Origin of the sequence: Micrococcus lylae (assembly GCF_900163825.1) — a bacterium.
In the GTDB taxonomy this organism is placed as follows: domain Bacteria; phylum Actinomycetota; class Actinomycetes; order Actinomycetales; family Micrococcaceae; genus Micrococcus; species Micrococcus lylae.
The window spans coordinates 78,819-91,761 of sequence record NZ_FUKP01000067.1 but is presented as its reverse complement, the minus strand read 5'-3'; the positions used below and the strand labels follow the sequence as shown (position 1 = coordinate 91,761).

At 71.5% G+C, this 12,943-nt stretch carries 12 protein-coding genes; 8 read left to right on the top strand and 4 right to left on the bottom strand.

All coding sequences use genetic code 11. From position 1 onward, the window contains the following. Positions 1–129: 129 nt before the first annotated feature. Entirely contained in the window at positions 130–1,137 is a 1,008-nt protein-coding gene (locus FM125_RS10430) for a hypothetical protein (RefSeq protein WP_087134549.1), read from the bottom strand. A 245-nt stretch (positions 1,138–1,382) separates the two neighbouring features. Next, on the bottom strand, positions 1,383–1,946 hold the full coding sequence (locus tag FM125_RS12340) for a WhiB family transcriptional regulator (protein ID WP_082739471.1): 564 nt from the start codon (positions 1,944–1,946) through the stop codon (positions 1,383–1,385). A gap of 218 nt (positions 1,947–2,164) precedes the next feature. Between FM125_RS12340 and FM125_RS10420 the strand changes: the two genes are divergently transcribed. Continuing rightward, the gene (locus FM125_RS10420) at positions 2,165–2,872 is read left to right on the top strand and encodes a hypothetical protein (protein ID WP_087134548.1); all 708 of its coding nucleotides are present in this window, start codon (positions 2,165–2,167) and stop codon (positions 2,870–2,872) included. Between the two features lie 13 nt (positions 2,873–2,885). Here the strand turns inward: FM125_RS10420 and FM125_RS10415 are convergent, their stop codons facing one another. Next, positions 2,886–3,497 (bottom strand): GtrA family protein, encoded by a 612-nt coding sequence (locus FM125_RS10415; protein WP_082739470.1) that lies wholly within the window; start codon positions 3,495–3,497, stop codon positions 2,886–2,888. Positions 3,498–3,887: 390 nt separating this feature from the next. Here FM125_RS10415 and FM125_RS10410 point away from each other — a divergent pair, with 390 nt between their 5' ends. The 4 genes from FM125_RS10410 to manA all read left to right on the top strand — a co-directional run bounded on the left by FM125_RS10410 (position 3,888) and on the right by manA (position 8,647). Next, positions 3,888–5,108, top strand: coding sequence for a 5-(carboxyamino)imidazole ribonucleotide synthase (locus FM125_RS10410; RefSeq protein ID WP_087134547.1), 1,221 nt, complete (start codon positions 3,888–3,890; stop codon positions 5,106–5,108). 1 nt (position 5,109) lies between these two features. Continuing rightward, positions 5,110–5,667 carry a 5-(carboxyamino)imidazole ribonucleotide mutase gene (purE, locus tag FM125_RS10405; RefSeq protein WP_087134546.1) on the top strand — a complete coding sequence of 186 codons (558 nt, stop codon included), beginning with the start codon at positions 5,110–5,112 and terminating at the stop codon, positions 5,665–5,667. Then, positions 5,664–7,286, top strand: a complete 1,623-nt coding sequence (locus tag FM125_RS10400) for an LCP family protein (RefSeq protein ID WP_245829978.1) — start codon at positions 5,664–5,666, stop codon at positions 7,284–7,286. Before purE ends, FM125_RS10400 begins: the two co-directional genes overlap by 4 nt. Before the next feature lie 116 nt (positions 7,287–7,402). Then, on the top strand, positions 7,403–8,647 hold the full coding sequence (gene manA, locus FM125_RS10395; RefSeq protein WP_070638893.1) for a mannose-6-phosphate isomerase, class I: 1,245 nt from the start codon (positions 7,403–7,405) through the stop codon (positions 8,645–8,647). A gap of 148 nt (positions 8,648–8,795) precedes the next feature. On the opposite strand, the gene glpX is transcribed toward manA, so the two are convergent. Then, positions 8,796–9,812 carry a class II fructose-bisphosphatase gene (glpX, locus tag FM125_RS10390; RefSeq protein WP_067188124.1) on the bottom strand — a complete coding sequence of 339 codons (1,017 nt, stop codon included), beginning with the start codon at positions 9,810–9,812 and terminating at the stop codon, positions 8,796–8,798. Positions 9,813–9,953: 141 nt separating this feature from the next. On the opposite strand from glpX, the gene FM125_RS10385 reads away from it, so the two are divergent. From FM125_RS10385 to FM125_RS10375, 3 genes are all read left to right on the top strand, one after another. Further along, the gene (locus tag FM125_RS10385) at positions 9,954–10,601 is read left to right on the top strand and encodes a DUF4245 domain-containing protein (protein ID WP_245829976.1); all 648 of its coding nucleotides are present in this window, start codon (positions 9,954–9,956) and stop codon (positions 10,599–10,601) included. Positions 10,602–10,723: 122 nt separating this feature from the next. Then, a complete protein-coding gene (locus FM125_RS10380; RefSeq protein WP_067188121.1) occupies positions 10,724–11,371 on the top strand; it encodes a carbonic anhydrase in 648 nt (215 codons plus the stop codon). A 111-nt stretch (positions 11,372–11,482) separates the two neighbouring features. After that, the gene (locus tag FM125_RS10375; protein ID WP_087134544.1) at positions 11,483–12,904 is read left to right on the top strand and encodes a class II fumarate hydratase; all 1,422 of its coding nucleotides are present in this window, start codon (positions 11,483–11,485) and stop codon (positions 12,902–12,904) included. Positions 12,905–12,943 lie beyond the last annotated feature (39 nt).

Below are 12,943 nucleotides of genomic sequence, written 5' to 3'. Positions count from 1 at the left end.
TTTGGGGATACAACACGGTGTTGAGATCGAAGAACGTGACCGTGTCTGCCCCTCACTTTCACGTGGTCTGAGAAATGCCGGGCCTGAGGGACGCCGGGCCTCTCCCGCTCGCGGGTCCGGCCGAAGCCCTCACGTCTTCCCCCACGAATCCCGATGCCGCCGCACCTGCCGGATGAACGATCGGAAGCCCTCGCGCTGGTCGTCCACGTTGGCCTTGAGCGTCCGCCATCCTCTCTCGGCGGCGTACCGGTCACGCCGAACGTCACGCGTCTGCTGCTCGGCCGTGCGGTGTCCGGCGCCCTCGTACTGCATGGCGAGCCTGCAGTCCTCGTAGCCGAGGTCGGTCTCCGGGGAGTCCTCATCGTCCGGGTCGATCGGACACTGCAGTTCGGGTTCGGGAAGGCCCGCGCGGAGGAGGGCGAGCCGCAGCTTCGTCTCCGGTGGAGCATCGGCGCCGACTCGCACGAGTTCCAGGGCGTCCTTGGCAAGACGCTTCCCCTTGAACTGTCCCACCTGATCGACCGCCTGCCTGATCTGCTCCACGGTGCTGAGCGGAGGCAGACGTCCACCCGGATGCCAGGGATGCTTCACCAGGTAGTCTCCGGCCGCCACGAGGTCGTCCAGCAACCACGGGTAGCCGAGGGCGCAGAGGTCCAGCCACGTGCGCTCGAGAGTGGTGACCCGCAGTCCGTGGACCTCGGTGACGTGCCGGGCATCCAGCTTCCTACGGTGGTCCACCACACCACTGCGGCGGATCCGCTTCGTGCCCTTCGGCACGGTGATGTGGACGGGCGGAAGGTCGCTGGTCCGGTAGCCGCTCGGGTCTCGGTGGAGCCACGGAGCATGGGGCATCGGGATCCCGTGCAGGTGTGCCGCAGTCTCATGGGAGAGCACTCCCGAAGGATGAAGGGTGAGCAAGGCCGCCAGGAAGTCCGGAAGGGTCCGGTGACCAGGCTCCGGCAGGCCCAGGCTCTGCCAGCTGCGGAGAGTCGCGTCCCGGCGCAGGTAGATCCCGTGGTCCAGATGTTCGAGGTCCTGTGCGCGCAGCCGTTCGGGGCTGAGCCCGGACGCCCGCACGTCACGGCTGGTGATGATCGTCGGAAGGCCGTCGTCGAGAGGTCGTGGAAAACTGCCCATGCTCCACACAGTGGCGGGCAGGCAGGCGGCTGTGCCTCGGGGGCAGCCTCATCTGTGGATGGATCCCGGCGATCGGTCGGCTGTGGAGGACCGGTCGGCTGTGGAGGAACCGACCCCATGACGAGCGCGGCCCCCGGCACCGGCGCGGCGAGAGTGAGGAACAGACACGGTCACGTTCTTCGATCTCAACACCGTGTTGTATCCCCAAAACGCAAAGGGGAGGAGCGGGGGCTGAGGGGCAGAGATCAGCCCTGCTGCATCTTCCGCAGCCGGCGGCGCTCGCGCTCGGACAGGCCGCCCCAGATGCCGAAGCGCTCGTCGTTGGCCATCGCGTAGTCCAGGCACTCCTGGCGCACCGGGCACGCACCGCAGACCTTCTTGGCGTCACGGGTGGAGCCGCCCTTCTCCGGGAAGAACGCCTCCGGGTCGGTCTGCGCGCACAGGGCATCCACCTGCCAGGCGAGCTCGCCCTCGATCTCAGCCGGCTCCATGGCCAGCGGCAGCACCTGCCACGGGTCGTCCTTCAGGGACGGGGCACCCTTCGGCTGCTGCGGGGCGGAAGTCGGGAACAGCGCAGTGACGGTGCCGGCCTGCGGCTCCTGCCCCTGCTGCGCGTCCTCGCCGTCCTCGTCCAGCCCGTGGGCGGTGAGGAACGCGGTGGCCTGGTCCTCGAGCGAGGCCTCCTGCCACCGGCCGGCGTGCGGATCCGCCGGGTCGATGAACCAGTCAGCGGGGACGCTCCGGTCGGGGGACGCGGCGGGCGCAGAGACGCTGCGCCGGACGTCCTCGACTCGTTGCGTGTTCTCCATGACAGGACCCTCCCGGAGGCTTGCACGTGTGTGGTTGGCGGGCGACCACCACACGGCATCTGCATGCCGGCATCGACACCGGGAACACCCGGCCGGATCGCCTCTCGATGTCCACAATTACACCGGTGTAACTCCCCGTTCGTCAAGCCGAGGCCGGGCCCCGACCAGCACCCCCGAACCCCTGTGGCGGACCCTTCCGGACATGCCACACTGGCCACATGATCGCCTTGTCACGCCCCGATTCGAACGCCCCGCTCGCCCGTCGGCTGGAGGCCACCGCCAGGCCGGTGCTGATCCATCTTCCGGGCTCGGCCGACGCGGACTCCGGTGTGGACGCCCGCATCGAGGTCTCCGGATCGGTGCTGATGACGTGGGCGGCCAAGACGGCCGCGCTCTGCGCCGCCGAGGACCTCGACGACGGCGCCCGCCTCCGCCTGGACCTGCCCGTGCACTGGATGTCCCTGGCGGTCGCCTTCGGCGCCGTCTGCGCCGGCGTTCAGCCGGCCTTCACCGGCTCCGACGGCCAGGCCCCGGAGGACGTGGACGCCGTCGTCGCCGAGGACGCCGCCGCTGCGGTGCCGGCCGGTGCGCTCGGGCTGCGCCTGGCCCTGCCACGCGACCTCTCCCCCGTGCGCGCGCACCCGGACGAGGTGTCCGCCGCGGACGTGGACATGGCCGAGGCTCTGCTCGGCGAGGCGGACCGCTTCGCGGACACACCCCGGGTGCCCGCTGCGGCGTCCCTCGCGGACCCCGCCGCCGAGGCCGAGGACGTCCTGCACGTGCCCGGCGCTGCCGTGCTGGCCCGCGGCCCGCTCCAGGCCCGTCACCTGGCCGCCGCCCTGCAGGCCTGGGACGAGGGCCGAGCCGTGGTGGTCTGCGCCGGTGACCTCGCCGCCGCGGCCCGCGAGGCCGGCTTCTCGGCCTGAGCCGCCCCGCCGCTCAGGCCGCTGGGCGCTGGGGGCGGTTCGCGGTCGCCCGCGAGGGGTCCCGCTCCACGGCGTGCGGGTTCTCGGCGGTCGCGGCCGGGACGTCCTCAGGCTGCTGGGTCACATACGGCATCTGGCCGGTGATGACGGCGATGTCGCGTTCGTAGCCGGGCTCGGTGTCCAGCTCCTCGCGGAACACCCAGAAGCGGTAGGCGAAGTAGCGGAAGACGGTGCCGAAGAACAGGCCCACCACGTTGCCGGCGATGAACAGGCTGGTCCTGTCCGTCAGGCCCATGCCGTACTGCGCGATGAACACACAGCCGGCCTGGATGCCGAGGCCGATCGCGTTCATGATCAGGAACATCACGAGCTCACGCACCACGTTGTTCTGGCGGCGGTGGCGGAAGGTCCAGAAGCGGTTGGCCACCCAGCTGAACAGGGTGGCGACCACGCCGGCCACGATCTTGGCCTTGACGTTGGAGCCCTCCAGGGGGCCGGACATCATCCAGAGGAAGACGGCGGAGTCCACAACGAAGGCGGCGGCGCCGACCGTGCCGAACTTGGCGACCTCGCGCCAGAGCAGGGACACAAGGCCGGTGAAGCGGCGCCACAGGTTCGTCAGCATGGAAGGAGGGGTCCTCAGGTCGACAGCAGTGTTCCGCAGTGGGGCGTGTCCGTCGGCGGAGTCGGTCCTCGGCCGGCGACGCCCCTTCCGCGTCGCACCCGCTCACCGCCAGGGCTCTGGCCGATCCGGCGCAGGGCCGTTCGGTCGCGGGCGTGTGGACGAGTGTAAGCCGTCGAAGGACCTGCGCGGGCATGACCTGCCCTTCATGGGGGCAGACTCCCAGCACATCCGCAGACAACACGCGACGCCGCTCACGCGGCACCGCGCCCCAGGTCACGACGACGGCCGCCGGCCTTCCGTCCGTGCCGCCCGTGCCGCCTGTCCCGGACACCCGGAGCCGACCCCGTCGCTGTGATCGGATTCCCAGCCGACGCCGCTAGCCTGGGGGGCGTGACTTCTCCGACTTCTCCTCGACTCGGTGTGATCGGCGGCGGCCAGCTGGCGCGGATGATGGCCGGCCCGGCCGCCGAACTCGGCGTCCGCTTCAGCGTCCTGGCCGAGGCCCCCGACGCCTCCGCCGCCCAGGTGGCCCCGCACACGGTGGGCGACCACGCGGACCTGGAGGCGTTGCGCGCCTTCGCCCGGACGGTCGACGTGATCACGTTCGACCATGAGCACGTCCCCACCGAGCACCTGCGCGCCCTCGAGGAGGAGGGCGTCGCCGTGCGCCCCGGGCCGGACGCCCTGCAGTACGCGCAGGACAAGCTGGCCATGCGCGCCGCGATCGAGGAGCTCGGCCTGCCGAACCCGGCCTGGGCCCCGGTCTCGGACATGGACGAGATCCTCGCGTTCGGCACCGAGCACGGCTGGCCGATGATCCTGAAGACCCCGCGCGGCGGCTACGACGGCAAGGGCGTGCTCAGGCTCGACTCCGCCGAGGACGTCCGCTCCTCCGCCGCGGACGGGACCCTGGGCACCTGGCTCGGCGCCGGCATCGCCCCGCTGCTGGCCGAGGAGTTCGTCCCCTTCACCCGCGAACTCTCCGCCCAGGTCGCCCGTACGCCCTCCGGCGAGCTCAGGTCCTACCCCGTGGTGGACTCGGTGCAGACGAATGGCGTCTGCGACCTGGTCACCGCCCCGGCCCAGGACCTCTCCGACGAGCTGGCCGAGGCCGCCGCCTCCGCCGCCAGGGCCATCGCCGAGCGACTCGGCGTGACCGGCATGCTGGCCGTGGAGATGTTCCAGACCGGCGAGGGCGCAGACGGCTTCCAGGTCAACGAGCTGGCGATGCGCCCGCACAACTCCGGCCACTGGTCCATGGACGGCGCCGTCACCGGCCAGTTCGAGCAGCATGTGCGCGCGGTCCTGGACCTGCCGCTGGGGGACGTCTCCATCCACGGCGAGGCCGTGGTGATGAAGAACCTGCTCGGCGGCGCCAACGAGGACCTGTATGCCGAGGTGCCCCACGCGCTGGGCTCCTTCCCGGAGGCCAAGGTGCACCTGTACGGCAAGGGCGTCCGCCCGGGCCGCAAGCTCGGCCACGTGAACGTGGTCGTCCGCACCGCCGCGGACCTGCCGCACGCCGTGGAGGCCGCCGAGGCGGCCGTCGCCCGGATCCGTGACGGCGGCGCCCCGTCCGTCCCCTCGACCGTTGCAGCACAGGAGGCCTGACATGACCGCCGCCGAGAACAGCTACACCCGTCCCCTGCAGGACGCCCCGGCCCAGGTGGCCGTGGTGATGGGATCGGACTCGGACTGGCCCGTGATGCGCGCCGCCGCGGACGTGCTCGGCGAGCTGGGCGTCCCGGTGGAGGTCGGCGTGGTCTCCGCCCATCGCATGCCCCATGAGATGGTCGAGTTCGGCGCGACGGCGCACGAGCGCGGCATTCGTGTGATCATCGCCGGTGCCGGAGGCGCCGCCCACCTGCCGGGCATGCTCGCCTCCGTCACACCGCTGCCGGTGATCGGCGTGCCGGTGCGCCTGAAGAACCTGGACGGCCTGGACTCCCTGCTGTCGATCGTGCAGATGCCCGCAGGGGTCCCGGTGGCCACGGTGTCCGTGGACGGCGCCAAGAACGCAGGCCTGCTGGCCGCCCGCATGCTGGGGGCCGGCGAGGGCGAGGAGGCCGCCGCCCTGCGCGAGCGGCTGGTGGCATTCGCCGCGGACCTGAAGGCCCAGGCGCAGGCGAAGGGCGCCCGCCTGCATGACGAGGTGGCGACCGGCTCGTGAACGCCCAGCTGACCGACCGGCCCGAGACCCTGGGGACGGACCGCGACCCGGTCCGCGACCCCCGCACGGCCACCGCCCCGGAGCGCACGAAGCGCTCCGCGATCCTCCTGCTGCTGACGTTGCTGGTCCCGGGCGGCGCCCAGGTGGTGGCCGGCAACCGGCGGCTGGGGCGTGCGGCACTGCGCGTGACGATGACGGTCTGGGCGGCCCTGCTGGTCTGCCTGCTGATCTCCTTCGTGGCCCGCGGCTGGCTGCTGAACATGCTGGCGAACCCCGTGGTGCTCGGCGTCCTCGCCGTGGTGCTGCTGGTCTTGGCCCTCGGCTGGCTGGTGCTCTGGGTGGACACGTTCCGCCTGCTCAAGGTGGGCCAGCTCGCCCCCGGTGCGAAGATCCTGACGGTGGCCGCCACGATCCTCGCACTGATCGTCACCACCGGCGGCCTGACGTACGGCGCCTACCTGACGAACGCCGGCCGCACCTCGATCGGCAAGATCTTCGGCGACGGCCCGAAGGTCCCCTCCCAGGACGGCCGCTACAACTTCCTGGTGATGGGCGGCGACGCCGGCGAGGGCCGCGTCGGGCTGCGCCCGGACTCGATCCATGTGGTCTCCATCAACGCACGGACCGGCGCCACCATGCTGTTCTCCATCCCCCGCAACTTCCAGAACGCCCAGTTCACCGAGGACTCGCCGCTCTGGGACGTTTACCCGAACGGCTACGACTGCGGCGACGAGTGCATCATCAACGCCCTCTACGTGGACGTCACGAACAATCACAGCGACCTCTACCCCGGCGCCGAGGACCCCGGCGCCGAGGCGATGGTGGACGCCGCCGGCGGGATCCTCGGCCTGGACATGTCCGGCTACGTGCTCGTGGACATGGGCGGCTTCTCCCAGCTGATCGACGCGATGGGCGGCATCACCCTGACCTCCGGCGGCTGGGTCACACACCGCGGCGAGCGCCCGGACGGCCAGTGGGGCAACGCCTGGTGGGCACCGGGCACGCACGAGCTGGACGGCAAGAACGCCCTGGCCTTCGCCCGCTCCCGAAAATACTCCACCGACTACTCCCGCATCCGCCGCCAGCAGTGCATGCAGCAGGCGATGCTCCAGCAGTTCTCCCCCCGCACCGTCCTCGCCCGTTTCGAGGAGATCATGGACGCCGGCGAGCAGATCGTGGAGACGAACCTGCCGCAGTCCCAGCTCGGCACCTTCGTGGACCTGGGCGAGAAGGCGCGGGGCAAGAAGATGCAGCGCCTCACCATCGGCGCCCCGGACTTCGGCGACGCCGGAGACAAGTTCTCCACCTTCCCGGACTTCGAGCAGATCCATGAGCGTGTGGGGCAGATGATGGAGGAGGACGGCACTCCTGTGGAGCCCGGCGCCGAGGCGCAGTCTCCGGCCGGCGCCGCCCTGCCGCTGCTCACCGGCACCGCCCCGGAGCCCTCCGTGGCCCCGGAGGTGGACGAGGACGACCCGGACACCTGGCCCGCCGCCCCCACTGACTACGAGGGGATGGAGATCACCGAGGAGACCCTCATGCAGTGGGAGGACGCCGGCCTCGAGAAGGCGCTCCTCCACGCCTCCTCGACCAACCACCTGTGCGCCCCCGGCCGCTGACCGCTCCGGGTCGCCCGGACGGCGCCCCGGCGGTCACGCCGGTCCCGGCGGCCCGGCGCCCCGGCGCCCCGGCGGTCACGGAGACCCCCGACGCGGCGTCGGCTACCCTGGGGACCATGCTTCGACTGCACTCCCCCATCCGCGACTACGCCTGGGGCTCCACCACCCTGCTCGCCGCCCTCCAGGGCCGCGAGCCCTCGGGCGCACCCGAGGCTGAGATGTGGCTGGGCGCCCACCCGGCGGCCCCGTCCGAGGTCGAGACAGGTACAGGCGAGCGGGTGACCCTGGACCGTCTGATCGCCCAGGGCCCGGAGCGCCATCTGGGCGAGGCGGCCCGCTTCGGGCGCCTGCCGTACCTGATGAAGCTGCTGGCGGCAGGCCGCCCGCTGTCCATCCAGGCGCATCCGACCCTCGAGCAGGCCCGGGAGGGCTTCGCGGCCGAGGAGGCGGCCGGCACACCCCTCGACGCCCCGGAGCGCAACTACAAGGACGACAATCACAAGCCCGAGATGGTCGTGGCGCTGACGCCGTTCTCCGCGCTGTGCGGCTTCCGCCGTCCGGAGGAGTCGCAGCTGACGTTCGAGCGCATCGCCCAGGTGATGACGGAGTACTCGGACGGCAACGCCACCGAGGTGGCCCTGGCCGCCCGTCACCTGGCCGTGCTGCTCGCCGACGGGGACGTGACCGGCGCGTTCGCCGAGATCCTCGACCCCGAGTCGATCTGGTCCCGCGGCGGCACCGCCGAACTCGTGGAGGCCCTCACAGGCATGCAGGACCTGATCCTGCACGACGACGCCATCGTCACCGCCCTCGAGGCCGCCGAGCACTTCCCGGACGACCCGGGCGTGCTCGTCACCCTGCTGCTGAACCGCGTGGACCTCATGCCGGGCCAGGCCGTGCACCTGCCGGCCGGCAACGTGCACGCCTACCTGCACGGCCTGGGCGTGGAGATCATGGCCGCGTCGGACAACGTCCTGCGCGGCGGCCTGACACCGAAGCACGTGGACGTCGCGGAGCTGACCCGCATCGTCACCTTCGACCCGCTGCCGGTCCCCTACACGAACCCGGAGCCGGTGGGCCAGGGCACGGTGCGCTACCGCCCGCCGTTCGAGGAGTTCGCCCTCACCCAGCTCACCGCCGAGGGGGCCGACGCCCCTGCCCCCGCCGTCCTGCACGGCCCGGCCATCGCCGTCGGAACCAAGGGCACCGCCGAGGTCTGCTGCGGGGACGAGCGCACCACGCTCGCCCCCGGGGAGGCCGTGTTCCTCTCCGCCGCGCAGACCGCCGCCGCCCCGTTCGAGGTGCGCTCCGGCGACGGTGAGAACACCACGGTCTACGTCGCGTCGATGCCGGCCGACTGACCTCTTTCCCTCCCGACGACGGCCCGCACCCTCGCCCGCCCGGCCCGCCTCCGTCTGAGAAGGGGTGGGCACAGACCAACGGCCCGGTCCCCGCGAAGGGGACCGGGCCGTCGTCGTGATCCGGCCGGCGGAGCCGTTCAGATGTGGCTCAGCGGGCGTTCTGCAGCCACTTGGACCACTTGGCCACGTCGTGCTCGGCGTCCACGGTCCGGACGGTGCCGGACTTGGAGCGCATCACGATCGACTGGGTGTGCACGCGGCCGTCCTGGAAGCGGACGCCGCGCAGCAGGTCGCCGTCGGTGATGCCGGTGGCGGCGAAGTAGCAGTGCTCGGAGGTCACGAGCTCTTCGGTGGTCAGCACGGCGTCGAGGTCGAGGCCGGCGTCGATCGCCTTCTGCTTCTCCGCATCGTCGGTGGGGGCCAGCCGGCCCTGGATGACGCCGCCGGTGGCCTTGATGGCGCAGGCGGTGACGATGCCCTCCGGGGTGCCGCCGATGCCCATCATCATGTCCACGCCGGTGCCCGGACGGGCGGCCGCGATCGCGCCGGCGACGTCGCCGTCCAGGATGAACTTCACCCGTGCGCCGGCCTCGCGGATCTGTGCGACCAGCTCATCGTGGCGGGGACGGTCCAGCACGCACACGGTCACCTGGGAGACCGGCTTGTCCAGGGCCTTGGCCACGAGGTTCACGTTCTGCTTCACCGGCAGGCGCATGTCCACGAAGTCGGCGGCCTCCGGGCCCACCACGAGCTTGTCCATGTAGAACACGGCGGACGGGTCGAACATGGTGCCGCGCTCGGCCACGGCGAAGACGGAGAGGGCGTTGTTGTAGCCCATGGCGGTCAGGCGGGTGCCGTCGATCGGATCCACGGCCACGTCCACCGGGGCACCGGTGCCGTCGCCGACCTTCTCCCCGTTGAACAGCATGGGCGCCTCGTCCTTCTCGCCCTCGCCGATCACCACCACGCCGTCCATGTTGACGGTGTCCATGAAGGAGCGCATCGCATCCACGGCGGCGCCGTCGGCCTTGTTCTTGTCCCCGTAGCCAACCCAGGGGCTGGCCGCGATCGCCGCGGCCTCGGTCACCCGCACCAGCTCCATGGCGAGGTTGCGGTCCGGCACGTGGTTCTCGTACCCGGTGTTCTGCGTGGACGCGGTGCCCATGTCTCTCCGATCCAGATCGCGGTGCGCCGGTCCTGCTCGCGGGTCGGCGCCGGGGCCACTCTGCCCCGCCTCCATCCTACGGGCCTGCCGTGCCCGGGGTGGCAGAATGCACGGGTGAGCTCGAGCGAGAACCATCCCGACGTGACCGACCCCGCCCGCACCGCGCCCGCAGGCGGTGCAGGGCCGGACGGCGGCCGCGCCGCGGCGCCCGCAGACTCCTCGGAGGCCGACCTCCAGGCGGCGCCGCGTCCGGTGCTGACGGAGAAGCAGGCCAAGCGGGCGACCTCCAGCTCCGTGGCCATGCTGCTGTCCACCCTGTTCCTCATGGCCGTGGTGGCCGCCTTCCTGCTGCTGGCCCCGCCTCCGCCGGCCCCGGAGCGCCAGGACCGCATCGACGTGGCCGAGACGGCCGAGCAGATCCGCGCCGCCGAGGGCGTCCCCGCCGTCGCCCCGGACGTTCCGGAGGGGTGGACATCCAACTACGCCCGCTGGACCACCCGGGACGGCGTCTCCTCGTGGGACGTCGGCTGGGTGGTGTCGGACGACGTGTTCGCTGGCCTGGAGCAGGCCGCCGAGGCCAACCCCACCTGGACCGCCATGCGCGTGAAGCAGTCCCCGGCCGGCGACTCCGTGGATGTCGGAGGCGTCTCCTGGACCCCGCACGACCCGGAGGGCAAGGACCTGTTCTGGGTCGGCGAGGTGGACGGCACCACCGTGGTGCTCACCGTCACCGGCGACGAGTCCGTGATGCGCGAGCTCGCCGAGTCCGTGACCGCGGCGGCCCGGTGACGGACCTCACGGCGGTCCGCTGATAGACATGACGCCGGACGGGCACGGCCGCCGGTCCGGCCGTGGCACCATAGGCCTCGGACGGCGCCGCCCGACGCCGCGGCCCGCACGGAAGGATCCCCATGGCCAGCACTCCGACCCCGCAGTCCCCCTCCGAGCCGCGGCTGACGCCCGGCGAGGTCTACCGGATGCTCGAGGCGGGCAACGACCGCTTCGTGGCCGGCACCCCCGGCCACCCGAACCAGGGCGCCGAGTACCGCTCCTCGCTGACGTCCGGACAGCACCCGAAGGCCGTGATCTTCGGCTGCGCGGACTCCCGGCTCGCCGCGGAGATCATCTTCGACGTGGGCCTGGGCGACGTGTTCGTGATCCGCACGGCCGGCCAGGTGATCGACGACGCCGTGCTCGGCTCCCTCGAGTACTCCGTGGACGTGCTGGACATCCCGCTCGTGGTGGTCCTGGGCCACGACTCCTGCGGCGCCGTCACCGCCGCGGTGGAGTCCTATGAGACCGGCCGGATGCCCCCGGGCTTCATCCGCTCCCTGGTCGAGCGCATCACCCCGTCCGTGCTCGCTGCACAGCGCAAGGGCATCACGGACGTGGACGGCACCGTGGCCGAGCACGTGGACCAGACCTGCGACCGGCTCGTGGAGTCCTCCCGCCACCTCTACCGCGCCGTGCGCGACGGCCGCACCGCGGTCATCGGTCTGACCTACTCGCTGGCGGACGGCGAGACCACCCTCGGACGGGTGCTCGGCGACATCGACTGATGTCCGCGTGCCGGCCGGCATGAGGCCGCCGTGCACCTGCGCCGCAGCGATCGGAGCGCAACAGTCCCACGCCCCTCTCCCGCCCTGCCCGGGCGGACTAGACTCGGTCACATGAGCGCACAGAACGAGCAGCAGTACCGCATCGAGCACGACACGATGGGCGAGGTGAAGGTCCCGGTGGACGCCCTCTACCGCGCCCAGACCCAGCGTGCCGTGGAGAACTTCCCGATCTCCGGCAAGACCCTGGAGCCGGCCCACATCCACGCCCTCGCGCAGGTCAAGAAGGCCGCGGCGAAGGCGAACGCCGAGCTGGGCATCATCTCCCAGGAGCGTGCGGACGCGATCGTGAAGGCCGCCGACGAGGTCATCTCGGGCGCCCATGACGACCACTACCCGATCGACGTGTTCCAGACCGGCTCCGGCACCTCGTCGAACATGAACACCAACGAGGTGCTCGCCACCCTCGCGACCCGCACCCTGAAGGAGGCCGGCTCCGAGGAGGAGGTCCATCCGAACGACCACGTGAACGCCTCCCAGTCCTCCAACGACGTGTTCCCCACCTCCGTGCACGTCGCCGTGACCGGCGCCCTGATCAACGACCTGATCCCGGCCTTCGAGCACCTCGCCGCCTCCCTGGAGAAGAAGGCGGAGGAGTTCAAGGGCATCGTGAAGTCCGGCCGCACCCACCTGATGGACGCCACCCCGGTGACCCTGGGCCAGGAGTTCGGCGGCTACGCCGCGCAGATCCGCTACGGCATCGAGCGCGTCGAGGCCTCCCTGCCCCGGGTGGCCGAGGTCCCGCTCGGCGGCACCGCCGTCGGCACCGGCATCAACACCCCGAAGGGCTTCTCCGCCCGTGTGATCGAGCTGCTCGCCGAGGAGACCGGCCTGCCGATCACCGAGGCCCGCGACCACTTCGAGGCCCAGGCCAACCGCGACGGCCTGGTGGAGGCCTCCGGTCAGCTGCGCACCATCGCCTACTCGATCATGAAGATCAACAACGACCTGCGCTGGATGGGCTCCGGCCCGAACACCGGCCTCGGCGAGATCGCCATCCCGGACCTGCAGCCGGGCTCCTCGATCATGCCGGGCAAGGTCAACCCGGTGATCTGTGAGGCCGCCATCATGGTGTGCGCCCAGGTGATCGGCAACGACACCACCGTGGCCCTGTCCTCCACCAACGGCGCCTTCGAGCTGAACGTCGGCATCCCGGTGATGGCCGCCAACCTGCTCGAGTCCATCCGCCTGCTCGCCAACACCTCCCGCGTGATGGCGGACAAGATGATCGACGGCCTGACCGCCAACGAGGAGCGCTGCACCTTCCTGGCCGGCGCCTCCCCGTCCATCGTCACCCCGCTGAACAAGGTGATCGGCTACGAGGCCGCCGCCACGATCGCCAAGCACTCCGTGGCCAACAAGATGACCGTCCGGGAGGCCGTCGTCGACCTCGGCTACGTGGAGCGCGGCGAGGTCACCGAGGAGCAGCTGGACAAGGCGCTGGACACCATGTCGATGACCCACCCGGGCGAGTGATCCCGGCCGGTGCCTGACGGCACCTGTCCCGTTGCGACG